Here is a 22,775-nt window from a genome sequence, read left to right on the forward strand (position 1 = left end):
TAAATTAACCTGCAGGGGAACATGATGTTAAAAAGAATAAAAGTGGTGACCAGTTTAATCGCAGTCCTGATTATCTTTGGCGCGCTCCAGTTAGTCGCTGGCAGCCTTTTCTGGTCGGCCCTCAATAAAGATAAAGAGTCCTTTGCGCTGTCGCAGGTCTCTAATCGCAACGTCACCGAGATGACGGATGCCTATATTTCCTTAAACAACAGCCGTACCACACTGAACCGCGGCATGCTGCGCTTACAGACCAGCATGGCATCACAGATGAATGGCGGTCAGCTTGAGGATCTGATCAATAAAGCCAGTAAGCAGCTGGTGGAAGCGGATCGCCACTTCAAAATCTATTACCATCTGCCGACAACACCCGGTCTCGATGAGACGCTGGGCGACAAGCTGGAAGCCGATTACGCCAATTACGAAAATGGCCTGAAAGCGATGGTGAAAAGCCTGCAGGCACGTGACCTGGAAGGGATGTTTAAACAGAACATCGAACAGAAACAGGTGGCGATGCAGGAGAGTTACAACAAATGGCGTGAGCTCCAGACCGCGCTGTCCGATAAGGGCATGGCGCAGAACCAGAAAGCCTTTACCCAGATGATGTGGCTGCTGGTCATTATTGGCGTCGCCGTGCTCGCGGTGATTATCTCCTGCTGGTTTGGCCTGCGTCAGGTGCTGATTCAGCCGTTGCAACAGCTGCTGACACAGATTCGTGCTATCGCCTCTGGCGATTTAACCCAGCCGATTGTAGTGGAAGGGCGCAATGAGATGAGCCAGCTGGCGGCAGGTATCCATGAGATGCAGCAGTCGCTGGTCATGACGGTGGGTAATGTCCGTGATGGCTCTGATGCCATCTTCACCGGTGCCAGCGAAATCGCCGCCGGTAACAACGACCTTTCATCCCGCACCGAAGAGCAGGCTGCCTCACTGGAGCAGACTGCAGCCAGCATGGAGCAGCTCACGGCGACCGTGAAGCAGAATGCGGATAACGCCCGTCAGGCGTCGCAACTGGCCCTGACCGCCTCCGAAACCGCACAACAGGGCGGTAAAGTGGTGGACGGCGTGGTCACCACCATGAAAGAGATCGCCGGAAGCTCGAAGAAAATCGCAGACATCATCAGCGTGATTGACGGCATCGCCTTCCAGACCAACATCCTGGCGCTGAACGCAGCCGTTGAAGCGGCGCGTGCCGGTGAGCAGGGTCGCGGTTTTGCGGTGGTGGCGGGCGAAGTGCGCAGTCTGGCACAGCGCAGCGCCCAGGCCGCGAAAGAGATCAAAGGCCTGATTGAAGACTCCGTTTCACGCGTCAACAGCGGTTCACTGCAGGTTGAAAGCGCCGGCAGCACCATGAATGAGATCGTGGGCGCCGTGACCCGCGTGACCGACATCATGGGTGAAATCGCCTCAGCGTCCGATGAGCAAAGCCGGGGTATTGAGCAGGTCGGACTGGCTGTTACTGAAATGGATCGCGTGACCCAGCAGAACGCCTCGCTGGTGGAGGAGTCTGCCGCCGCTGCCGCTGCACTGGAGCAGCAGGCCAGCGTACTGACCCAGGCCGTCTCCGTTTTCAAAATTTCCCGCGCCTGATTTCCCGCCTTTCACGATGGCGGCGGCGTAAAGCCGCCGCCGTACATAAAGTTCCCCCTGACTCCGCCGATAAATAAACACGAATCGCCAACCAACGAGGTGTTTATGTTTAGTCGTGTACGAGTCGTTTCCGGCCTGCTGTGTGTGCTGGCGCTGTTTGCGCTGCTGCAGCTTTTTTCGGGCGGAATGTTTTTCAAAACTGTCAGTTCAGATAAAGAAAATTTTGCCTATAACCAGCGCCTGAATACCTTGCAACAGGCGATGGGCACCTCATGGGTTTCGCTGGTTCAGGCACGTAATACGCTTAACCGCGCTGGTATCCGTTTTCTTCAGGATGCCCAGATGTCGGGATCCGGTGCCAGCGTAAAAGAGCTGGTTGCACTGGCGGGTGAGGAGCTGAAACAGGCTGAAGTCAGCTATCAGATCTTCAACGATAACCTGTCAGAACAGGGGAAGACGGCCGAGAACGTCCTGGCATTACAGGCGAACTACAAGGCCTATCACGATGCGCTGGCAGAACTGATGGTGTTCTTCACCACCGGTAACTTCAAAGGTTTTGTCGACCAGCCTACGCAGAGCTTCCAGGACAAGTTTCAGAAAGAGTACAGCGCCTGGCTGGAGAACAACAAAGCGCTGGCACAGCAGGGCGTTGAAGCCAATCAGCAGGCGTACAGCCGCTCCATCACGATCGTTATTGCCACGCTGGCTGTGACCTTGCTGATGATTATTTTGGTGTGGAACGTGATGCGTTCAGTGCTGATCCGCCCACTGCGTCAGAGCATTGAGCATATCCAGCACATCGCGCGCGGCGATCTGACCCAGCCGGTGGAGATTAACGTGCGAAACGAAATCGGTGAGTTACTCACCTCGTTGCAGCACATGCAGCAGGAACTGGCGCGTACCGTTCGCACCGTGCGTGATGGATCAGATGCCATCTATACCGGTGCCAGCGAAATTTCCATTGGCAATAACGATCTCTCTTCGCGTACCGAACAGCAGGCCGCCTCACTGGAGCAGACCGCTGCCAGCATGGAGCAGCTCACTGCAACGGTGAAACAGAATGCTGAAAACGCCCGTCAGGCGTCGAAGCTGGCACTGACCGCCTCTGAAACCGCGCAGCAGGGCGGCAAAGTGGTGGATGGTGTAGTCACCACCATGAAAGAGATTGCTGGCAGTTCCAGGAAGATTGCCGATATCACCAGTGTGATTGATGGCATTGCCTTCCAGACCAACATCCTGGCGCTGAATGCGGCGGTTGAAGCAGCGCGTGCCGGTGAACAGGGTCGCGGTTTTGCGGTGGTCGCCGGGGAAGTGCGCAGCCTGGCGCAGCGCAGCGCCCAGGCCGCCAAAGAGATCAAAGGTCTGATCGAAGATTCCGTTAGCCGCGTTAATACTGGCTCGGTACTGGTAGAGAGCGCCGGTGACACCATGAGCAACATTGTCAGCGCGGTCACACGCGTGACCGACATTATGGGTGAGATCGCCTCCGCATCAGATGAACAGAGCCGTGGCATTGACCAGGTGGGCCTTGCGGTGACGGAGATGGATCGCGTCACGCAACAGAACGCCTCACTGGTTGAAGAGTCCGCAGCAGCGGCTGCAGCGCTCGAAGATCAGGCAAGTCACTTAAAACAAGCGGTTTCAGTGTTCAATATTGGTAAAGAATTTGTCGCTCAGGCCGTTAACAAGACAACGGCGATGAAAACTCTCCAGTCAGAAGCACCGTTAGCCGTTGGTCGTCCGGCTGCTACACGCAGCGACGACAACTGGGAAACCTTTTAATCGCCCGTGGCCCGGTCGCCGTTAAGCCGCCGGGCATCGCAGCAGAAAAATAATATAGTCAGTTCGGGCCAGGTGCAGAGATGAAAAAATCGACAATTTTAGATCAAAGTGAGACGACAACGCTGCTGTCGCAGATGGTGCAGCGATTACCGCTCTCCGATACGCATTTTCGTCGTATCAGCCAGCTGATCTATCAGCGTGCCGGAATCGTACTGGCCGATCACAAGCGCGAGATGGTTTACAACCGTCTGGTTCGCCGCCTGCGTACGCTGAACATCGATGATTTCGGTCGCTACCTGGCGCTGCTGGAGTCCGATCCGAACAGCGCCGAGTGGCAGGCTTTTATCAATGCGTTGACCACTAACCTGACCGCGTTCTTCCGTGAAGCGCATCACTTCCCGATTCTGGCGGAGCATGCACGTAAGCGACAGGGCAACTTCAGCGTCTGGAGCACCGCAGCGTCAACCGGCGAAGAACCTTATTCAATTGCTATGACGCTGGCGGAAGCGCTGGGGACCGGACCGGGTAAGTTCCAGGTTCATGCCAGCGATATCGACACACAGGTGCTGGAAAAAGCGGTGTCAGGTGTCTATCGCCAGGAAGAGCTGCGTACGCTGTCACCCGCGCAAATGCAGCGCTACTTCCTGCGTGGCACCGGTCCGCATGCCGGTATGGTGCGGGCGCGCCCCGAGCTGACCAATATGGTCACTTACGCGCAGCTTAATCTGCTGGCGAATGACTGGGCGCTGCCGGGTCAGTTCGACGCGATTTTCTGTCGCAATGTGATGATCTATTTCGATAAAGAGACGCAGGAGAAGATTCTGCGTCGGTTTGTCCCACTGCTGAAGCCGGGCGGCATCCTGTTCGCCGGGCACTCAGAAAACTTCAGTCAGATCAGTAAAGAGTTCTGGCTGCGCGGGCAAACCGTCTATGGACTGACGAAGGAAAGATGATGAGCAAAATCACCGTGATGTGCGTAGATGACTCTGCGCTGATGCGGCAGTTGATGACCGAGATCATCAACAGTCATCCGGATATGGAGATGGTCGCTACGGCGCCCGATCCGCTGGTTGCCCGCGATTTGATTAAGCAGTTCAATCCGCAGGTGCTGACGCTGGATGTGGAAATGCCGCGCATGGATGGCCTCGATTTCCTCGAAAAACTGATGCGGTTACGGCCAATGCCGGTGGTGATGGTTTCATCGCTGACCGGAAAAGGCTCCGAAATTACGCTGCGCGCGCTGGAACTGGGAGCGGTGGATTTTGTCACCAAACCCCAGCTCGGCATCCGCGAAGGGATGCTGGCGTACAGCCAGATGATTGGCGACAAAATTCGTGCGGCTTCCCGTGCCCGTCTGCACAACCGGACAGCGATGCCGGTGCCAGCGACACTGAAAGCCGGTCCGCTATTGAGTAGTGAGAAGCTGATTGCGATTGGCTCCTCAACCGGTGGAACCGAGGCCATTCGCCATGTGCTGCAGCCGTTACCGGCGACCAGCCCGGCACTGCTGATTACCCAGCATATGCCACCAGGCTTTACCCGCTCTTTTGCCGAGCGTCTGAATAAGCTGTGTCAGATTACGGTGAAAGAAGCCGAAGATGGTGAGCGTATCCTGCCGGGCCACGCCTATATCGCGCCAGGCGCAATGCACATGGAACTGGCCCGAAGTGGTGCCAACTATGTGGTGAAACTGAATGAAGGGCCACCGGTTAACCGGCACAAACCCTCTGTGGATGTGCTGTTTAAATCGGTGGCAACGTACGCCGGACGAAATGCGGTAGGGGTCATCCTTACCGGAATGGGCAACGATGGTGCGGCCGGCATGCTGGAAATGCATCGGGCAGGCGCCTGGACTATCGCCCAGAACGAAGCCAGCTGTGTGGTATTTGGCATGCCGCGTGAGGCCATCGCCACAGGCGGCGTGAGCGAAGTCGTAGATTTAAGCAACATCAGCCAGCACATGCTGGCGAAAATTAGCGCCGGACAGGCATTGCGTATTTAACAGGCCCGTCCCGCCGGGCGAGACAACTCAGGAGTAGATATGGCTGATAAAAACATGCGCTTTTTGGTAGTAGACGACTTCAATACGATGCGTCGTATTGTGCGTAACCTGCTGAAAGAGCTGGGCTTCAATAACGTAGAAGAAGCGGAAGATGGTGTGGATGCCCTCGGCAAACTAAAAGCGGGCGGTTTCGACTTCGTGATTTCCGACTGGAACATGCCAAACATGGATGGCCTGCAACTGCTGCAGACCATTCGTGCCGACGCGGCAATGAGTTCGATGCCGGTGTTAATGGTGACCGCGGAAGCGAAGAAAGAGAACATTATCGCCGCCGCCCAGGCGGGTGCCAGTGGTTATGTGGTGAAGCCATTCACCGCAGCGACCCTGGAAGAAAAGCTGGGTAAAATTTTCGAAAAACTGGGCATGTAAGGGGATGTGATGAGCGACTTTCCGAAACCAACTGAGGATGCCGCGGCACCCGACATCATTTCACGCATTGGCTCTCTGACGCGCATGCTGCGCGACAGTCTGCGCGAGCTGGGGCTGGATAAAGCCATTGCCGATGCAGCTGAAGCCATTCCTGATGCTCGCGATCGTCTGGATTATGTTGTGCAGATGACGGCGCAGGCCGCCGACCGTGCGTTGAACTGTGTCGAAGCAGCACAACCCCATCAGGATAAGATGGAAGCCGGAGCAACGCAGCTGAAAGGGCGTTGGGATGAGTGGTTTGAGAACCCGATTGAACTGGGTGATGCGCGGGAGTTGGTGACGGATACACGCGAATTCCTCACCGCCGTGCCAGAACACACCGCCTTTACGAACAAGCAGCTGCTTGAAATCATGATGGCGCAGGATTTCCAGGACCTTACGGGTCAGGTTATCAAGCGCATGATGGATGTGATCCAGGAAATTGAGCGCCAGCTGTTAATGGTGTTGCTGGAGAACATGCCAGAAGTCAGCGCTGAGAAGCGTCAGGTTGGCAACAGCCTGCTGAACGGTCCGCAGATCCACAACGATGCCCCCGGCGTCGTGGCGAACCAGGATCAGGTTGATGACCTGCTGGACAGCTTAGGCTTCTAAGTTTCGTCCGCCTGCGGACGGGCAAAACCGCTGCAAAATAAACTAAACAGGGTCACCTTTGGGTGACCCCGTTCTGCATTGTCAGATCCATCCCCGAAAGAACGCCTGTTTCCCCCTTCTTATCTCCGCTTTAACTTAAGCCAGATTTGGCATCCTAAGCTCAGAATTCCTGCCAACCGAGGTTTGTCGTGGCTGAAGATAGCGACGAAGACAAAACAGAATCGCCCACGGCCCACCGACTTGAGAAAGCGCGTGAAGAGGGCCAGATTCCGCGTTCGCGCGAACTGACATCTGTACTGATGCTGCTGGCCGGCATCATGATCCTGTGGATAGGCGGCAACATGATGGCGCACCGGCTGGCGGCGATGGTCGCAACCGGGCTCCGTTTTGACCACGGCATGGTCAGAGATGACAAAGTTATCGTCGGTCACATCGGTAGCCTGATCACTCAGGCACTGATGGCGCTGCTGCCATTGATGGGCGGTCTGGTGCTGGTGGCGATTGCCGCGCCCATGCTGCTGGGCGGTATCGTTTTCAGCGGTAAATCGATCAAGTTCGACCCGAAGAAGATGAACCCGATGGCCGGTTTCAAGCGGATGTTTGCTGCTCAGGCCTGGACCGAACTGTTTAAAGGCATCCTTAAGACTATTCTGGTCGGCTCGGTGGGCTGGTGGTACATCTGGAGCCACTGGCCTGAGATGCTGCGGCTGATCAGCGAAGCCCCCGTCACCGCGCTGATTCACGGCATGGAGATGATTGCGATTTGCTGTTCGCTGGTGATGCTGGGCCTGATCCCGATGGTGGGGTATGACGTCTTCTGGCAGCTATACAGCCACTTTAAAAAGCTGAAGATGTCGATGCAGGAGATCCGCGACGAGCATAAGCAGCAGGAAGGGGACCCGCACGTTAAAGGGCGTATCCGTCAACAGATGCGCGCCGCTGCGCGCCGCAGGATGATGGCGGATGTACCGAAAGCGGATGTCATCGTCACCAACCCGACGCACTACTCGGTGGCACTGCAGTACAACGAGAAGAAAATGAGTGCGCCGAAAGTTGTTGCGAAAGGCGCGGGTGAGATCGCCCTGAGAATTCGTGAACTGGCTGCTGAACACCGCATTCCGGTTCTGGAAGCACCGCCGCTGGCGCGTGCGTTATACCGACATACCGAAATTGGTCAGCACATACCCGGCGCGCTCTATGCGGCCGTGGCCGAAGTGCTGGCATGGGTCTGGCAGTCACGTCGCTGGAAGCGTGAAGGCGGCCTGATCCCAACCAAACCAAAAGACCTGCCGGTCCCGGCAGAGATGGACTTTGCAGGAGAGAACAACAACGATGGCTAATAACCTGGCCGTAAAGCTACGTTTACCGGGCTTTAAAGATATGCAGTGGCAGGTACTGGCCGGGCCGGTACTGATCCTGATGATCCTGTCGATGATGGTTCTGCCATTACCGCCGTTTATCCTCGATCTGCTGTTCACCTTTAACATTGCGCTGTCGATCATGATCCTGCTGGTGGCGATGTTCACCCAGCGGACCCTGGAGTTTGCGGCGTTCCCGACCATTCTGCTGTTCTCGACATTGCTGCGTCTGGCGCTGAACGTCGCCTCGACGCGTATCATCCTGATGGAAGGGCACACCGGTGCCGCCGCAGCGGGACAGGTCGTTGAAGCGTTCGGCCACTTCCTGGTGGGCGGTAACTTTGCCATCGGTATCGTGGTGTTCATCATCCTCGTGATCATTAACTTTATGGTTATCACCAAGGGTGCCGGTCGTATCGCTGAAGTGGGCGCGCGCTTTGTGCTGGACGGGATGCCAGGTAAGCAGATGGCGATCGATGCCGACCTCAACGCCGGTCTGATCGGCGAAGATGAAGCCAAACGCCGCCGTGCTGAAGTGACCCAGGAAGCTGACTTCTACGGTTCGATGGACGGTGCGAGTAAGTTTGTTCGTGGTGATGCCGTTGCCGGTATCATGATCATGGTCATCAACGTCATCGGCGGCCTGCTGGTGGGCGTGGTGCAGCACGGTATGGATGCAGGCCATGCCGCAGAGACCTATACGCTACTGACCATCGGTGATGGTCTGGTTGCGCAGATCCCGGCGCTGGTTATCTCCACCGCTGCCGGTGTTATCGTGACGCGCGTCGCCACCGATCAGGATGTCGGCGAGCAGATGGTCACTCAGCTGTTCAAGGATCCTCGCGTACTGATGCTCAGCGCCGGGGTGATTGGCCTGCTGGGTCTGGTGCCTGGCATGCCTAACTTCGTCTTCCTGCTGTTCACCGCCGCCTTACTGGGTCTGGCCTGGTGGTTACGTGGTCGCGAAGCTCAGCCGAAGAAGAAAGTGGACGTTGCAGGCAGCATCAGCAACAAACCGGCAGACACGCCAGCCGCCACCGAAGCGTCGTGGACTGATGTGCAGCTGGAAGATACGCTGGGTATGGAAGTCGGCTATCGCCTGATTCCGATGGTCGATCATCAGCAAAACGGTGAGCTGCTGGGACGTATCCGCAGTATTCGTAAGAAGGTTGCTCAGGATGTTGGTTTCCTTCCGCCTGTGGTGCATATCCGCGACAACATGGATCTGCCACCTGCGCGCTATCGCATCCTGATGAAAGGGGTAGAGATTGGTAGCGGTGATGCCTATCCTGGCCGCTGGATGGCGATTAACCCTGGCACAGCTGCCGGCAGTCTGCCGGGCGAAGCAACCGTCGATCCGGCCTTTGGTCTGGCGGCGGTCTGGATTGACAGCGCACTGAAAGAGCAGGCGCAGATTCAGGGCTTTACCGTGGTTGAAGCCAGTACCGTCGTAGCAACCCACCTTAACCATCTGATTGGCCAGTTTGCCAGCGAGCTGTTTGGCCGTCAGGAAGCACAGCAGCTGCTGGATCGTGTTAGCCAGGAGATGCCGAAGCTGACTGAAGATCTGGTGCCAGGTGTGATCTCTCTGACCACGCTGCACAAGGTGCTGCAGAACCTGCTGGTGGAGCGGGTGTCGATTCGCGATATGCGGACCATCATCGAAACGCTGGCAGAGCATGCGCCGGTGCAGAGCGATCCGCAGGAACTGACCAGCGTGGTACGTGTGGCGCTGGGCCGTGCGATTACTCAGCAGTGGTTCCCGGGTAATGAAGAAGTGCAGGTTATCGGGCTGGATTCCACGCTTGAACGTCTGCTGTTACAGGCGTTGCAGGGCGGTGGCGGACTGGAGCCGGGTCTGGCCGATCGGCTGTTAAGTCAGGCACAGGCGGCATTGCAGCGTCAGGAGATGCTGGGTGCGCCGCCGGTGTTGCTGGTCAATCATCCGCTGCGAGCGCTGCTGGCGAGATTCCTGCGCCGCAATCTGCCACAGCTGGTGGTGCTCTCCAATCTGGAACTGAGCGACAACCGCCAGATCCGTATGACTGCGACCATCGGAGGCAAATGATGCGCTGGCTGGTGACTGCCGTGTTAATACTGCCGCTGATGGCTCAGGCGGCTGGGGGGGCCTGGAGCGGCACGGCCAACGGGCCGCTGCTGGCGAATCGAGGCAGCTGGCAACGGGCGCAACCGCTGACGCCTCCCGCCGACGTCAGTGGGGAAGTCAGCATCATTAACTGGCGTTATGAGCTGAGCAGGCCGGCCCCGTCTGGCATGGAAGTGCGGCTGTGTGGCGAACAGCGTTGCACGTCGCTTGAGGGCGCCAGCGGCACCACGCGCGGTCTGGCTCATCTGAACGCGGGTGAGACCCTGCACATGGTGTTTGGTTTTGCCGGCAGCGGGGCGCTGCCACCGGGCTTGCGGGTGGTGAGCAGCGAAGTGATGGTCAATTACGAATAATGAATCAGCAACTATGATTCAGGCGCGGGATACGCCGATGCCCATCAGATATGTGCATCGGCTGTTGCGTCGCTTACAGAGCAACGATTAACGCACCTGCTACCAGCCGGTAAATCAGGCACCGACGTATAGAATTCAGGCATTAACGCCTTTCATTCCCTCTTCAGAGTAGCGCCCGCCTTTAACCTCAATCTGCTGATGAATACTCTTTAGCAACCGGAGGTCTTGCTCCTCCAGCTCGATATCTGCAGCCTGCGCATTTTCAGTGAGATAAGCGATCTGTTTAGTCCCCGGAATCGGAACAATTTTTTCATACTGTGCCAGTAGCCAGGCCAGCGCGATCTGGCCGGTGGTGGCGTGATATTTCTCCGCCAGCGGCGTCACCGCGTTAAGAAGCTGGAGATTGTGATCAATATTTTCCTGCTGGAAACGGTCATTGTTTTTGCGGAAATCACCCTCGGCAAAATCACTGTTTTTACGGTATTTACCGGTCAGGAACCCTCTGCCCAGCGGGGAATAGGGCACCAGACCGATACCGAGCTTTTTCACCGTGGGCAGAATGTCTTTCTCAATGTCCCGCGTCCAGAGTGAATACTCCGTCTGCAGCGCGGCCAGCGGGTGGATCGCCTGCGCCCGGTTCAGTGTTGTGGCAGAGGCTTCACACAGCCCAATCCGGGCGATCTTTCCTTCCTGCACCAGACGGCTGAGACACTGCATGCTCTCCTCAATCGGCGTCGCCGGACTGATGCGGTGCAGATAAAAGAGGTCAATACGTTCGACGCCCAGTCGTTTCAGGGAGGCATGGCAGCTGCGGGTAATGTAGTCCGGCTGATTGTTGATGGTGCGGGCATAGGCCTCATCTGCCGGACGCTCAATACCACATTTGGTGGCGACGATGAACTTCAGGCGTTCAGCCTTGCTCATTCCGGCAAGAAACTGACCGATCAACTGCTCATTGTGGCCACGTCCGTAGAGATCGGCGGTATCGATGAAGGTGATATCCAGGTCGCGCAGCTGGCTGAGCAGTTGCAGGGAATGACGATCATCAGTCTGACCATAAAATTCGCTGAGCCCCATTGCGCCATAGCCGATGGCGCTGACGTCCAGACCCTGAGTTAACGTTCGCTTTTTCATTGTCTCTCCTCGTCAGTGAGACACGATTGTTTCACTCCGCGTTAAAGCAATGAATTGCTCTTTCCGTCATGCAAAAAAGGTATCAGTGAAGTGAGGGATTCAGACAGCAACTGGACGGAGGGCACTTCGACTCAGCCGCGCGTAGAGGCGCCGCTTTACGCGGGCTGCGAAAGTGTATTCAGCGCATCAAGAACCGCCGCATTTTTTTCATCGGCGCGAATAGCCGCATAAACATCAATTGCCAGCTGTTGCGCAGCGCCTTCCGTCAGCGGGCGATAACAGAGTCCTGCCTGATTAAAGGTACATTTTGACTGCGGCATCAGGGCGAATCCCTTGCCTCTGGCGATGTGCGATAGCATCAGCAGGGAATCATCCGGCTCTCTCAGCCGTTTCAGCGTGACGCTGAGCGTGGCGAAGTAGCGCTCGCACTTATCGTAAAACTGCGGATTGGCACTGCGTGCAAACCAGAACAACGGCAGGTCAGCGAGCATGTCCAGCGAGACGTTTTGCCGCAGGCTGGCTGGGTGCGTCGACGGTATAGCGACGAGCAGCGGCTCGCGGTAAACCCAGGCGTACCGGACGAGCTCTTCGGCTTCGGGCCCTTTTTCGCCGGTGAGGATCAAATCCAGGTTGTTTTTCGCCAGGCTCTGGAGCAGCTGAGCGGAGGTCAGGCTGGGCATCTCCATCTCATCGCGGGCAAGGAAACTGGCGAGCTGCTTATTGAGCGGCGCGATCAGTTCAAAGTTCAGCGTGCGGGTCAACCCGATGCGCAGCTGTGCGGCGGCGGGCTGTGCTGCCTGCTTTAAGGCACTTAATGCTGTCAGGATCGCTTCTGCTTTCGCGACCAGCGCACGGCCAGATTCGGTAAGTATTACCGCGTGGGTTGTGCGACTGAACAGCGACTGACCGAGCAGGTTTTCCAGGCTTTGGATCTGGCGGGTGAGCGGAGGCTGCGTCATGTTAAGTCGTTCTGCGGCACGGCGAAAATTAAGCTCGTGGGCGACAGCCAGAAAGCACTGCAACTGCCTGATGGTGGGGAGGTGGCTGCTGATAAGGTGTGCGGCGACAGACATAACACTCTCCTGTTGCGGAGATTCAGGGGCATTCAGGGAGGTTAACTGAGAGCAGAAACGGAGAGGGTAAACCCTCTCCGTTTCTGAGACTACATGCGCTCGACGGTGTCGATACCCAGCGTATCCAGACCCTGCTTCAGCGTTTTCGCCGTCAGCGCGGCCAGCTGCAGTCGGCTCCGACGGGTTGCTTCTGACTCTGCGCTGAGGATCGGGCAGTGCTCGTAGAAGCCAGAGAACAGACCCGCCAGATCGTAGAGATAAGCACACATCACATGTGGTGTACCGTCACGAGCCACCTGAGTGATAACCTCTTCGAACTGCAGCAGACGGGTGGCCAGTTGCGCTTCACGCTCCTCACTGATCACAATCGCCGCATCCAGCGAATCGGCATCAATGCCCGCTTTGCGGAACACAGAGAGCACGCGGGTGTAGGCATACTGCATGTAAGGCGCGGTGTTGCCTTCAAACGCCAGCATGTTATCCCAGTCGAAGATGTAATCGGTGGTGCGGCTTTTCGACAGGTCAGCGTATTTCACCGCGCTGATGCCAACCACTTCTGCCAGCGTTTTCACTTCCGCTTCGCTCATTTCCGGGTTCTTCTCACGCACCAGTGTGTAGGCACGCTGATAAGCTTCATCCAGCAGATCGGAGAGCTTGATGGTGCCGCCGCTGCGGGTTTTGAACGGACGGCCATCCTTGCCCAGCATCATGCCGAACGCATGGTGCTCCAGCGGCACAGATGCCGGTACATAACCCGCTTTACGCACGATGGTCCAGGCCTGGACCAGATGCTGATGCTGGCGTGAGTCGATGTAATAAAGCACACGATCGGCTTTCAGCGTTTCGTAACGATATTTCGCACAGGCGATATCGGTGGTGGTATAGAGGTAGCCGCCATCCTTTTTCTGGATGATGACGCCCATCGGCTCACCTTCTTTGTTCTGGAATTCATCCAGGAACACCACGGTCGCGCCTTCACTCTCGACCGCTAAGCCTTTCTGCTTCAGGTCGGAGACGATGCCAGGCAGCATATCGTTATAGAGACTTTCACCCATGACATCCTTGCGCGTCAGTGTCACGTTCATGCGGTCATAGATTTTCTGGTTCTGACTCATGGTGATGTCGACCAGTTTCTTCCACATCTGGCGGCAATATTCATCGCCACCCTGGAGCTTCACGACATAGCTGCGTGCGCGCTCGGCAAACTCAGGATCTTCATCATAGGTGCGTTTGGCTTCACGGTAGAAGCCTTCGAGATCGGCCAGCGCCATCTCTGCGTGATCTTCATTCTGCTGCTTTTCCAGGAACGCGATCAACATGCCGAACTGCGTACCCCAGTCGCCCACGTGGTTGGCGCGGATCACTTTATGACCCAGGAACTCCAGCGTGCGCACCGCCGCGTCACCAATGATGGTGGAACGGACGTGGCCAACGTGCATCTCTTTGGCGACGTTAGGCGCAGAGTAGTCGACCACGATAGTCTGCGGCTCGGCCAGCTGCACGCCCAGGCGCGGCAGACTCAGTGCTTCACGGGCGTGGGTTGCCAGCCAGTTGTGGTCCAGGAAGATATTGATAAAGCCTGGCCCGGCAATTTCAACCTTGCTGGCGATGCCGGTCAGGTCGAGGTGCTGAATCACCGTTTCCGCTAATTGTCGCGGTGCCTGTCCCAGCTTTTTTGCCACGGCCATAATGCCGTTAGCCTGATAGTCTCCAAACTGAACCCGGGCGGACTGACGAACCTGCGGTTCGCAATCGGCGGGTGCGCCGGCTAAAACCATTGCCTGACTGACTTTTGCGGAAAGAAGTGCCTGAATATTCACCGGGTTACCTTCATATGCTGAACAATGCCCTGACCTGCTAAGCCGGGCTGTCATCATCTTGCCTGAGTGCATCGCGTAACGGATTGGCGGAAACGGATGGGGCAGACAAAACGGAAAAAAATGAGGGGAAAAGTATACGTGAAATGTGGGTGGGCGTCAGCAGTTGGATGAAGCGGGGAAACAGAGCTGAAGAAGATGTTTCCCTGAGGCGTTAACGACGTCGTAAGTGACGGCGTGGGTTCTTTACGCTTTTATCTTCACGCACCTTCCAATGGCGGGAAATTGCAAATCCCATCAATGCGATCAGGACAGCGACAACGATGAGCATAGACATAGAGCCATTCCTTTTGGTTGTGTTAGGTCAAATTTATAGGAAGGCAGGGAAGGCTGCAATTGTTTGCCCTTCAAATGAGAGTTATCTTATTGTATTAAAGAAGTTTATTTAAATCATTAACTTAACATGCTTTCATCAAGCAACTGGTGGCCCTAAACAGGAGATAAATCCGAAATGAAAGATGTTATTATACGGTTTTGCATTAAATTTCAGCCCAAATAAGATGAATCTTACCATTATGTGACGCTGAGAACGCGGCGCACAATAAACCAGACTGATTATAAATGCTAAACAAATAGAGAGGATTGAGGGTGGTGGAGCGAACTTTTCCGGCAGAATTGGATGATTTAAAGACAGATTTAGGACGTTTTGAGGAATCGTTGCAAAATTTTGCGCAAAGACTGGGTTTGCGCCTTAACGAACTGGAAGTGGACCATATTTCGGTGCGTTGTCATCAGGACACGACGGCGAACCGCTGGCAACAAGGCCTGCAGCAGATTGGCACCGAGTTTTCGGCTGCAATGATCAACGGACGGCAGATTTGCCTGTTTAAACTCCATGATCCGCTGATGGTCGCGGGCAGGCAGATTGATGTCGTTGAACTGCCGTGGCCGGGTGAAAAGCGTTACCGCCATGAAGGCTGGGAGCATATAGAGGTGGTGTTACGCGGCGATCATCAGACGCTGGGCATGCGAGCGATGGCGTTACTATCCGATGAGGCACTGACGCAGCCGGGTATTTCTTTTAAAACCAGCTCTCCACAGGGCGAGAATGAACGTCTGCCCAATCCGACCCTTGCGGTGACGGATGGGCAGACGACAATCAAGTTTCACCCGTGGCGACTGGAGGAGATTGTCGCCAGCGAACAGAACTAGATGCGGGCGGCCACGGCGCGCTTCAGGCGCGCCACCGCTTCGTCCAGGAGGGCACGGGTACAGCCGAAGTTGAGCCGGACAAACTGGTCATTGCCAAACTCGCGTCCGGCCGTTAAGCCCAGCCCGTGCTTCTCAAAATAGAGGGCAGGGCTGGCCACGCCCAGCGCGCTGGCATCGATCCAGGCGAGATAAGTTGCTTCCGGCGCAGCGACGGACAGGCCAGTCATTTTATTGACCTGCGACACCAGCCAGTCACGGTTACTGCGCAGATAGGCGTTCTGTGCGTTCAGCCAGGGTTCACCTTCGCGCCATGCTGCTGCCGCTGCAGTGAGTGCGAGAATATCCACATCCGGCACAATGCCGCGTCGCAACCGGTTAAAGCGCGCGCGCAGTTCGGCGTTGGGTATGATGGCGATGGACGCACCCAGACCGGCAATATTGAAACTCTTGGAGGGTGACATCAGCGTCACACTGCGCTGCGCCGCCTCTTCACTCAGTGAAGCAAATGGAATGTGCTGAACACCCGGTTCCAGTAACAGATCGCTGTGGATCTCATCAGAACAGACAATCAGATTGTGCTGCTGCGCAAATTCCAGCTGCGCCTGAAGTTCCTCGCGGCGATAGACAGTGCCGCCCGGATTCTGCGGGTTGCACAGCATTAACAGCCGCTCTTTACCGCCTGGCTGGCCTTGAGCCGCATCCAGATCCAGCAGCCAGCGTCCTTTTTCCAGCGTTAAGGGCAGATTGACCTGTTCCCGCTCTGCCAGTTTTGCTGCACCACGAAACGGCGGATAGATGGGCACGGGGGTGATCGTCAGCTCGTCGGGCGCGGTAAACGCCCGCACGGTGAGATTCAGTCCACACACCACGCCCGGCAACACCACAATCCACTCCGGATTAACGTGCCACTGATAGCGTGAGGCAAGCCAGGCAACGGCGCTGTCGATAAACGCTACCGGCGTGTCGCCATAGCCAAAAATCCCATGTTCGGCGCGGGCTTTAATCGCATCGATAACGCAGTCAGGCGATCGAAAATCCGTATCTGCCACCCAAAGCGGCAGAATGTCCTGGTCCGCATATTTGTTCCATTTAAGGCTATCGCTGTGACGACGGTCTATCCGTTGGTCGAAATTGAATGCCATAGTTAACTTTCCCGGTAAACTCATTCCAGCAGCCAGACTAACTGATGAATCTGCCTTGAACCAGAGTCATGTAAAGGAGAAGAGAATGACCACACTGGAAATTTGCTGCTATGGCGTGGATTGCGCTGTAACTGCACAACAGGCGGGGGCCGATCGGGTGGAACTGTGTACCGCACCGCGTGAAGGCGGCCTCACCCCCTCAGCGGGCATGTTGAACGCTGTCCGGCGCGACGTTTCGATTCCGGTTCATCCTATTGTCCGGCCACGGGGTGGCGATTTTTGTTACAGCGCACGCGAATTTGAAGCGATGAAATCAGACGTCGCATTAATACGTGAACTGGGTTTTCCTGGCCTGGTGATTGGGATGCTGGACGAAGAGGCTCACATTCATCATGGTCAGATGCGGCAGATTATGGCGCTGTGTGACGGCATGGCCGTGACCTTTCACCGCGCCTTCGATCTCTGCCACAGCCCTAAACGCGCACTGGAAGCGTTAACGGATTTGGGTGTGGCGCGTATTCTGACATCCGGTCAGCAGCAGAGCGCTGAAAACGGAATTGCATTACTCAGGGAACTTAATGAGACCAGTACCGGTCCTATTATTATGGCGGGTGCTGGCGTTCGTCTCAGCAACCTGCAAAAGTTTCTCGACATGGGGATTGAGGAAGTCCACAGCTCGGCCAGTCGCCTGCTGGCGTCGCCGATGCGTTACCGCAAAGCGGGGGTCTCCATGTGTTCAGAAGCCGAAACCGATGAGTTCAGCCGCTATTGTGTAGACGGCGATGTGGTTGAGGCGATGAAAAGCGTGATGCAGATGAGCACCGTTCGGGTCGCCTGAACCACAACAGATTTTGCCGCGCAGCACGCCGATCATTGACGTGGTGTTTGCAAGTACCAAACCCCAGTACAGCTTGCTGGGGTTCTTTTTGTGTAAAGCACGCTCTGTTTGCAGTGGCATCGTTTCGCCCGGTTCAATTAAAATTCCCTGCCTTTTATAAATAATGAATGTCATCCAGGCCGTCAGTGCCCGCCGGGAACTGATTACAGGCATTCTCCGTCAGGCCCCTGTTGTGCCGCATCACTACCGTTAACCGGGTGGTGCAGGCTGAAATCATCACAGATTACCGCTGTTCATCACTGCAGCGTTTACACTGAAAGCAATATCGCCTGGAATTGACCCTATGAAACGCAATCAGATTCTTGTTTTAAGCCTGATGGTGACTGCGCTGTGCAGTGGCAATACAGTCGCCAGCGAATGCAGCCCGAACAATACTGCTGTTGCGAACAGCAATACGCTGATTTTGCTGGGCGGTAATGCGAAAGGCGCGGTGAAACAGGTGATTGCGGGTGAATTTGGCAAAGATGTCAATTCGCAAAAGCGGGTACTGGGTCAGTTTGATGCCTGCGGCGATCTGACGGTCGCTGACGTCAGCTATGACAAAAGTGAACGCAACGTCATCCTCAGCATGGAGCAACATATCGCCCGGGTGCAGGGCGGCTGGGTGGCGGAGTATACGTATCTGGTCAAAGTGCTGAAAGAGGGCAAACAGGTCGTGGTTGATAACCGACAGGGGACGATCAACTGGCAGAAAGGCCAGCATGGCAATATCACCAGCGCCTCCGACAGATTTATCAGCATGGGTAAAAGCGGTTTTACCGACACCCTCTATCGCTACGATCGCCAGTTACGACTGGAGAAGGGCATAGCGCGCGGCAGCGATCCGCTGACCAACGGTGAGTTTCACTACCACTGGAATTCTCAGGGGCTGGTGACGCGGACCACCTCCGCCCGGGGCACCGACGAATACACCTACGATCCCCAGTGGCGTGAAGTCAGACTGAATGGCACGGCGAATACCCCGCTGAGCACTGTCCGTTCGGTTGATGAGTGTCAGTCCTGGGATGAGGTCGGCAACTGTACCCTGAGCTACCTGCATGAGACCGAAATCTTCACGCGTGGCACAGTCGAACGCCACCTCAGTTCCGCCTACAAGTATGAGTACTGGGACCAGCCTGCGGCGGCAGAAGAATAAAAGGCGATCGGTTGATCGCCTCTCGGGTGACTATTTTACTGTCTGACTAAAGGCATCCAGCGCCAGCAGGGCGTTGGCAATATCTTCCGGTGAAAGGTGTGGATTAAGGTTTTTCAGCGTGTCGCCTTCACTGTTCGCCAGTGCACCTATCTTCACCAGATTCTCCCAGCTTTCATTTTCCAGATGCAGTTCCCGAAGCGTGGTCGGCATATTGATCGCGCGATAGAAGCGGATATAGCGAGCAATTTCCTCGTCCGGACGCTTCTCAAGCACCATCTGCGTCAGTGTGCCATAGGCGACTTTCTCGCCATGGGTCAGATGATGGATATCACCCTCAATCGCGGTGAAACCATTATGAATGGCGTGTGCAGCTGCCAGCCCGCCGTTTTCAAAGCCCAGTCCCGAGAGCAGCGTATTGGCTTCCACCACCGCTTCTACCGCTGGCGTCACGCGTTTTTCCGTGACGGCAACATAGGCGCTGTAACCCCAGGTAAGAAGCGTTTCTTCACAGGCTCGGGCAATCGCCAGTCCGGCAAGTGTCGGATCACCATTGACCATCGATTTCGAATGCGACCGCGCCACTGCCTGTGCTTCAACCCAGGTCGCCAGCCCATCTGCAATGCCTGAGGCAAAGAGTCGTGCTGGCGCATTGGCGCAAACGGCGGTGTCCACCAGCACTAAATCCGGATTTTTGCTGTAAAAGCGATAGCTCTCAAATACGCCGCTGTCAGAATAGATGACCGACAGCGCGCTACAGGGGGCATCGGTGGAGGCGATCGTCGGCACTATGGCCACCGGCTGTCTGATTTCATCCGCGACGGCCTTAACAGTGTCCAGTGTTTTACCGCCTCCCAGTCCGACCACCACGTTACAGCCCTGGCTCTTCGCCAGCGCACTGAGACGCGTGATCTCATTACTGGAGGCCTCGCCATTGAATTGCTGCCAGCTGAATTTCACGCCGGCAGACTGCAGGGTCTGTTGCGTTCGTTCTCCAATCAGCGTCCAGACCGTTTCATCTGCCACCAGAAAAGCCTGATCGCCCAGCTCAGTGAGGTACGTTCCCAGCTCATCCAGCACACCTGCGCCCTGCACATATTTACGGGGTGAAGAAAAAATAAATTTACTCATAATCCAGAACTCCCTGATATGAATGAATCAACCTGATCCAGCCTGGCACAATCCGGCCATCGTGGCAGTGGATTCCGGGCATTATCCACCCCTGGCTGTTAAGCTGCGTGAACACCCCCCTGTATCTGAAGAGCGACAACGGAGAAATCACCATGAGCGCCACGCTATTTTCATTTCTCTTTGCGATAACGATTCTGACGCTCACACCCGGATTTGATACCGCACTGGTGCTGCGAACCGCTATCGCGCAGGGCTGGCAGCGTGCCTGTGCCACCGCTCTCGGCGTGACGCTGGGCTGTCTGATGTGGGGAGTGGCTGTAGGCCTGGGGCTGGGTGCGCTGCTGATGGCGTCTGAAATCGCCTATAACACTCTGAAGTGGATTGGCGCAGCATGGCTGCTCTGGCTGGGTATAAAATTGTTGTTCAAACCCCGCCTTGATCCGCTCGTGATGGCAGAACAGCCTGCCCGATCGCAGGGGTATTTGGCCTGCTTTAGTCGGGGATTAATGGGGAATCTGCTGAATCCTAAAGTGGGCGTGTTTTACGTCACCTTTCTGCCACAGTTCATCCCCGCTGGGGCATCCGTGGCACTCTGGTGCAGTCTGATGGCGCTGGCACACATGGTGTTGGGGCTGGTCTGGAATGCGGTATTAATTGGCGGCAGCCACTACTTCGCCGGTCATCTGCGAAAGCCGCGGGTGCTGAAGGTGATGGATCGCCTGACTGGCTGCGTGTTTATTGGATTTGCGGCGAAACTGGCGGTGTCTCGCCGCTGAAACGTTAAGGTTTGGTGGCGACCAGCACGGCGCGCAGGGGAGCCGGGTAGCCCTCAACCGTTTTGCCCGGGTCATCAGGGTCGAGAAATTCTGCCAGCGATTCGCTGGTCATCCAGTCGGTCCGGCGCTGCTCTTCAGTGGTGGTCAGGGCAAAATCGACAATCCGCACATCGACAAAGCCGCTTTTTTCCAGCCAGCTTTTCAGCGCTTCGGCTGACGGGATAAAGAAGACGTTACGCATCTGTGCATAGCGCTCACCTGGCACCAGCACCTGATTGACATCGCCCTCAATGACCAGCGTTTCCAGCACCAGTTCACCGCCGCTCACCAGCTGATTTTTCAGCTGCAGCAGGTGATCCAGCGGGGAACGACGATGATAGAGCACACCCATTGAAAACACAGTATCGAACGCCTGCAACACCGGTAATTGCTCAATTCCCAGCGGAAGCATATGCACCCGGCGATCGTCATTCAGCAGCTTGCGCACCGCTTCGAACTGCACCAGGAACAGCTGCATCGGATCAATGCCGACCACCAAATGCGCGCCCGCGCCAATCATCCGCCACATGTGATAGCCGCTGCCACACCCGACATCCAGCACCGTGCGACCCGCCAGTGGTGAGATGTGTGGTAGCACGCGCTCCCACTTCCAGTCAGATCGCCACTCCGTGTTGATGTGGGTGCCGTAGAGAAAATAAGGCCCTTTGCGCCACGGCATCAGGTTGCGCAGTAGTTTCTCAATGCCCTGACGATGACGATCGCTGATGTCATCGCGGTCAGCGGTGACGCTATGCAGCAGGTCGAGCTTTTGTGGCTCCAGCAGCGGCAGATACTCCAGCGACTTGTACCAGTCACGAAAGTGCCCATGCAGGTTTTCACGTTGCCATTCGCTGATCTGCGCCGGTAACACGTCCAGCCACTTCGCCAGCGGACCCACCGCAATTTGCTGATAAAAACGGCCAAAGTCGATCATTTCAACGCCACCAGAGATCCAAAATTAAAGCACTGGAACCAGAGTTCGGCGTGCGGGAAACCGGCCTGTTTCAGGCGGGCTTTATGCGCTTCAACGCTGTCAGTCAGCATCACATTTTCCAGCATGCTGCGTTTCTGGCTGATTTCCAGTTCGCTGTAGCCGTTGGCGCGCTTGAAGTCGTGATGCATATTGAAAAGCAGTTCACCGATCTCAGCATCTTCAAAACTGAATTTTTCTGACAGTACCAGCGCGCCGCCCGGTTTAAGTCCCTGCCAGATTTTTTCCAGCAGCGTCAGACGCGCAGGTGGCTCCAGAAACTGGAGCGTGAAGTTGAGCACCACCAGCGAGGCGTTCTCAATCTCAATGTCGCGGATATCCGCTTCCAGTACCGTGACCGGCGTATCCGCACGAAAGGTATCCAGATGACGACGGCAACGCTCCACCATCGCCGGGGAATTATCTACCGCGATGATCTGGCAACCGGGTACATGAATATTGCGGCGCACCGAAAGCGTCGCGGCACCCAGCGAGCAGCCGAGGTCATAAACCTTGCTGTCAGGGGTAACAAAACGTTCTGCCAGCATGCCAATCATCGAAATGATGTTGGAGTAGCCCGGCACCGAGCGCTGAATCATGTCAGGAAAGACTTCAGCTACGCGCTCGTCAAAAGTCCAGTCGCCCAGTTTTGCAATGGGCGCTGAGAAGAGTTGATCGCGGTCAGACATATCGAAAATCCGAAGAGACGACGGAAAGGGCGCTATTCTCGCAGAAAGTGGGGCGGCCTGCACCCCTTAACCAGGGACAGCTTAATGGAGCGTCAGCACCAGTTCCCACGGCAGATAGATGAGGTTAAAGATCACCATGCCGCACAGTGAAAACAGCGTCAGCAACATGCCATATTTGCGGCCTGCCATGGCGCTACTGCGTAAACCCCAGGCATGCAGAAACCGGCCGATGAAAAACAGCAGGCCAGTGAGATGCACCATCCAGATATCGGCGCCGTTCATCTCCATCATCACCAGCAGCAACAGCGCAAGCGGTATGGTTTCGATAGCATTGCCGTGAATGCGAATCGCCATTTTCAGGTCGTGATAGCCGCCATCACCATAGGCCACGCGATAGAAACGGCGATAACGCACCACATCCATCGTAAATTTCATCACCAGCAATGCACCCAGTACGACGTATAACGCACTAATCATTGTCACTCCGGTATCC

At 56.0% G+C, this 22,775-nt stretch carries 22 protein-coding genes; 13 read left to right on the forward strand and 9 right to left on the reverse strand.

Annotation, left to right across the window (positions count from 1 at the left end):
• Positions 1-24: 24 nt before the first annotated feature.
• The 9 genes from ACR8BF_RS08020 (at position 25) to flhE (ending at position 10,269) form a co-directional block, all read left to right on the forward strand.
• Positions 25-1,587 carry a methyl-accepting chemotaxis protein gene (locus ACR8BF_RS08020; protein WP_179897038.1) on the forward strand — a complete coding sequence of 521 codons (1,563 nt, stop codon included), beginning with the start codon at positions 25-27 and terminating at the stop codon, positions 1,585-1,587.
• Between the two features lie 105 nt (positions 1,588-1,692).
• Positions 1,693-3,369, forward strand: coding sequence for a methyl-accepting chemotaxis protein (locus tag ACR8BF_RS08025; RefSeq protein ID WP_292992284.1), 1,677 nt, complete (start codon positions 1,693-1,695; stop codon positions 3,367-3,369).
• A gap of 80 nt (positions 3,370-3,449) precedes the next feature.
• A complete protein-coding gene (gene cheR, locus ACR8BF_RS08030; protein WP_179895495.1) occupies positions 3,450-4,322 on the forward strand; it encodes a protein-glutamate O-methyltransferase CheR in 873 nt (290 codons plus the stop codon).
• Entirely contained in the window at positions 4,322-5,371 is a 1,050-nt protein-coding gene (locus ACR8BF_RS08035; protein WP_090960156.1) for a protein-glutamate methylesterase/protein-glutamine glutaminase, read from the forward strand. Before cheR ends, ACR8BF_RS08035 begins: the two co-directional genes overlap by 1 nt.
• A gap of 39 nt (positions 5,372-5,410) precedes the next feature.
• The gene (gene cheY / locus ACR8BF_RS08040; RefSeq protein ID WP_136196455.1) at positions 5,411-5,800 is read left to right on the forward strand and encodes a chemotaxis response regulator CheY; all 390 of its coding nucleotides are present in this window, start codon (positions 5,411-5,413) and stop codon (positions 5,798-5,800) included.
• A 9-nt stretch (positions 5,801-5,809) separates the two neighbouring features.
• Entirely contained in the window at positions 5,810-6,451 is a 642-nt protein-coding gene (gene cheZ / locus ACR8BF_RS08045; RefSeq protein ID WP_136196456.1) for a protein phosphatase CheZ, read from the forward strand.
• 188 nt (positions 6,452-6,639) lie between these two features.
• Positions 6,640-7,791 (forward strand): flagellar biosynthesis protein FlhB, encoded by a 1,152-nt coding sequence (gene flhB, locus ACR8BF_RS08050; RefSeq protein ID WP_313700338.1) that lies wholly within the window; start codon positions 6,640-6,642, stop codon positions 7,789-7,791.
• Positions 7,784-9,877, forward strand: coding sequence for a flagellar biosynthesis protein FlhA (gene flhA / locus ACR8BF_RS08055; protein ID WP_179895497.1), 2,094 nt, complete (start codon positions 7,784-7,786; stop codon positions 9,875-9,877). Before flhB ends, flhA begins: the two co-directional genes overlap by 8 nt.
• Positions 9,877-10,269: a flagellar protein FlhE gene (gene flhE / locus ACR8BF_RS08060; RefSeq protein WP_179897040.1), complete on the forward strand. Its 393-nt coding sequence runs from the start codon at positions 9,877-9,879 to the stop codon at positions 10,267-10,269. The genes flhA and flhE overlap by 1 nt, the downstream gene beginning before the upstream one ends.
• A gap of 135 nt (positions 10,270-10,404) precedes the next feature.
• Here the strand turns inward: flhE and ACR8BF_RS08065 are convergent, their stop codons facing one another.
• The 4 genes from ACR8BF_RS08065 to ACR8BF_RS08080 form a co-directional block, all read right to left on the reverse strand.
• Positions 10,405-11,403 (reverse strand): aldo/keto reductase, encoded by a 999-nt coding sequence (locus ACR8BF_RS08065; protein ID WP_434745839.1) that lies wholly within the window; start codon positions 11,401-11,403, stop codon positions 10,405-10,407.
• 155 nt (positions 11,404-11,558) lie between these two features.
• Positions 11,559-12,476, reverse strand: coding sequence for a LysR family transcriptional regulator (locus tag ACR8BF_RS08070; RefSeq protein ID WP_434745840.1), 918 nt, complete (start codon positions 12,474-12,476; stop codon positions 11,559-11,561).
• 89 nt (positions 12,477-12,565) lie between these two features.
• Positions 12,566-14,296 carry an arginine--tRNA ligase gene (gene argS / locus ACR8BF_RS08075; RefSeq protein WP_434745841.1) on the reverse strand — a complete coding sequence of 577 codons (1,731 nt, stop codon included), beginning with the start codon at positions 14,294-14,296 and terminating at the stop codon, positions 12,566-12,568.
• 211 nt (positions 14,297-14,507) lie between these two features.
• Complete coding sequence (locus ACR8BF_RS08080; protein WP_009089698.1) at positions 14,508-14,630, reverse strand: hypothetical protein; 123 nt, start codon at positions 14,628-14,630, stop codon at positions 14,508-14,510.
• 314 nt (positions 14,631-14,944) lie between these two features.
• Here ACR8BF_RS08080 and ACR8BF_RS08085 point away from each other — a divergent pair, with 314 nt between their 5' ends.
• Positions 14,945-15,505 (forward strand): VOC family protein, encoded by a 561-nt coding sequence (locus tag ACR8BF_RS08085; RefSeq protein WP_434745842.1) that lies wholly within the window; start codon positions 14,945-14,947, stop codon positions 15,503-15,505.
• On the opposite strand, the gene ACR8BF_RS08090 is transcribed toward ACR8BF_RS08085, so the two are convergent.
• The gene (locus tag ACR8BF_RS08090) at positions 15,502-16,647 is read right to left on the reverse strand and encodes a MalY/PatB family protein (protein ID WP_434745843.1); all 1,146 of its coding nucleotides are present in this window, start codon (positions 16,645-16,647) and stop codon (positions 15,502-15,504) included. The two genes, ACR8BF_RS08085 and ACR8BF_RS08090, sit on opposite strands and share 4 nt — an antisense overlap.
• 85 nt (positions 16,648-16,732) lie before the next feature.
• On the opposite strand from ACR8BF_RS08090, the gene cutC reads away from it, so the two are divergent.
• Both cutC and ACR8BF_RS08100 read left to right on the forward strand, forming a co-directional pair.
• Positions 16,733-17,485 carry a copper homeostasis protein CutC gene (gene cutC / locus ACR8BF_RS08095; protein WP_179895503.1) on the forward strand — a complete coding sequence of 251 codons (753 nt, stop codon included), beginning with the start codon at positions 16,733-16,735 and terminating at the stop codon, positions 17,483-17,485.
• Between the two features lie 343 nt (positions 17,486-17,828).
• A complete protein-coding gene (locus ACR8BF_RS08100) occupies positions 17,829-18,680 on the forward strand; it encodes a hypothetical protein (RefSeq protein ID WP_434745844.1) in 852 nt (283 codons plus the stop codon).
• Positions 18,681-18,710: 30 nt separating this feature from the next.
• On the opposite strand, the gene ACR8BF_RS08105 is transcribed toward ACR8BF_RS08100, so the two are convergent.
• Positions 18,711-19,808 carry a glycerol dehydrogenase gene (locus ACR8BF_RS08105; RefSeq protein ID WP_179895505.1) on the reverse strand — a complete coding sequence of 366 codons (1,098 nt, stop codon included), beginning with the start codon at positions 19,806-19,808 and terminating at the stop codon, positions 18,711-18,713.
• Between the two features lie 152 nt (positions 19,809-19,960).
• Here ACR8BF_RS08105 and ACR8BF_RS08110 point away from each other — a divergent pair, with 152 nt between their 5' ends.
• Complete coding sequence (locus tag ACR8BF_RS08110) at positions 19,961-20,584, forward strand: LysE family translocator (protein ID WP_434745926.1); 624 nt, start codon at positions 19,961-19,963, stop codon at positions 20,582-20,584.
• Between the two features lie 4 nt (positions 20,585-20,588).
• Here the strand turns inward: ACR8BF_RS08110 and cmoB are convergent, their stop codons facing one another.
• The 3 genes from cmoB to ACR8BF_RS08125 form a co-directional block, all read right to left on the reverse strand.
• Entirely contained in the window at positions 20,589-21,557 is a 969-nt protein-coding gene (gene cmoB / locus ACR8BF_RS08115) for a tRNA 5-methoxyuridine(34)/uridine 5-oxyacetic acid(34) synthase CmoB (protein ID WP_292992293.1), read from the reverse strand.
• On the reverse strand, positions 21,554-22,282 hold the full coding sequence (gene cmoA, locus ACR8BF_RS08120; protein WP_179895507.1) for a carboxy-S-adenosyl-L-methionine synthase CmoA: 729 nt from the start codon (positions 22,280-22,282) through the stop codon (positions 21,554-21,556). Before cmoA ends, cmoB begins: the two co-directional genes overlap by 4 nt.
• A gap of 81 nt (positions 22,283-22,363) precedes the next feature.
• Positions 22,364-22,759 carry an MAPEG family protein gene (locus ACR8BF_RS08125; RefSeq protein WP_179895508.1) on the reverse strand — a complete coding sequence of 132 codons (396 nt, stop codon included), beginning with the start codon at positions 22,757-22,759 and terminating at the stop codon, positions 22,364-22,366.
• Positions 22,760-22,775: the final 16 nt, after the last annotated feature.

This window comes from Candidatus Pantoea rara, from assembly GCF_051136265.1.
Taxonomy (GTDB): domain Bacteria; phylum Pseudomonadota; class Gammaproteobacteria; order Enterobacterales; family Enterobacteriaceae; genus Pantoea; species Pantoea rara.

Coding starts and splice junctions, on each gene's coding strand:
- ACR8BF_RS08090 (WP_434745843.1), bottom strand. CDS start 16,647: ATGGCATTCAATTTCGACCAACGGATAGACCGTCGTCACAGCGATAGC.
- ACR8BF_RS08080 (WP_009089698.1), bottom strand. CDS start 14,630: ATGTCTATGCTCATCGTTGTCGCTGTCCTGATCGCATTGATGGGATTT.
- ACR8BF_RS08125 (WP_179895508.1), bottom strand. CDS start 22,759: ATGATTAGTGCGTTATACGTCGTACTGGGTGCATTGCTGGTGATGAAA.
- cmoA (WP_179895507.1), bottom strand. CDS start 22,282: ATGTCTGACCGCGATCAACTCTTCTCAGCGCCCATTGCAAAACTGGGC.
- cheR (WP_179895495.1), top strand. CDS start 3,450: ATGAAAAAATCGACAATTTTAGATCAAAGTGAGACGACAACGCTGCTG.
- cutC (WP_179895503.1), top strand. CDS start 16,733: ATGACCACACTGGAAATTTGCTGCTATGGCGTGGATTGCGCTGTAACT.
- flhE (WP_179897040.1), top strand. CDS start 9,877: ATGCGCTGGCTGGTGACTGCCGTGTTAATACTGCCGCTGATGGCTCAG.
- cheZ (WP_136196456.1), top strand. CDS start 5,810: ATGAGCGACTTTCCGAAACCAACTGAGGATGCCGCGGCACCCGACATC.
- ACR8BF_RS08105 (WP_179895505.1), bottom strand. CDS start 19,808: ATGAGTAAATTTATTTTTTCTTCACCCCGTAAATATGTGCAGGGCGCA.
- ACR8BF_RS08020 (WP_179897038.1), top strand. CDS start 25: ATGTTAAAAAGAATAAAAGTGGTGACCAGTTTAATCGCAGTCCTGATT.
- ACR8BF_RS08065 (WP_434745839.1), bottom strand. CDS start 11,403: ATGAAAAAGCGAACGTTAACTCAGGGTCTGGACGTCAGCGCCATCGGC.
- ACR8BF_RS08025 (WP_292992284.1), top strand. CDS start 1,693: ATGTTTAGTCGTGTACGAGTCGTTTCCGGCCTGCTGTGTGTGCTGGCG.
- cmoB (WP_292992293.1), bottom strand. CDS start 21,557: ATGATCGACTTTGGCCGTTTTTATCAGCAAATTGCGGTGGGTCCGCTG.
- cheY (WP_136196455.1), top strand. CDS start 5,411: ATGGCTGATAAAAACATGCGCTTTTTGGTAGTAGACGACTTCAATACG.
- ACR8BF_RS08035 (WP_090960156.1), top strand. CDS start 4,322: ATGAGCAAAATCACCGTGATGTGCGTAGATGACTCTGCGCTGATGCGG.
- ACR8BF_RS08110 (WP_434745926.1), top strand. CDS start 19,961: ATGAGCGCCACGCTATTTTCATTTCTCTTTGCGATAACGATTCTGACG.
- ACR8BF_RS08100 (WP_434745844.1), top strand. CDS start 17,829: ATGAAACGCAATCAGATTCTTGTTTTAAGCCTGATGGTGACTGCGCTG.
- ACR8BF_RS08070 (WP_434745840.1), bottom strand. CDS start 12,476: ATGTCTGTCGCCGCACACCTTATCAGCAGCCACCTCCCCACCATCAGG.
- flhA (WP_179895497.1), top strand. CDS start 7,784: ATGGCTAATAACCTGGCCGTAAAGCTACGTTTACCGGGCTTTAAAGAT.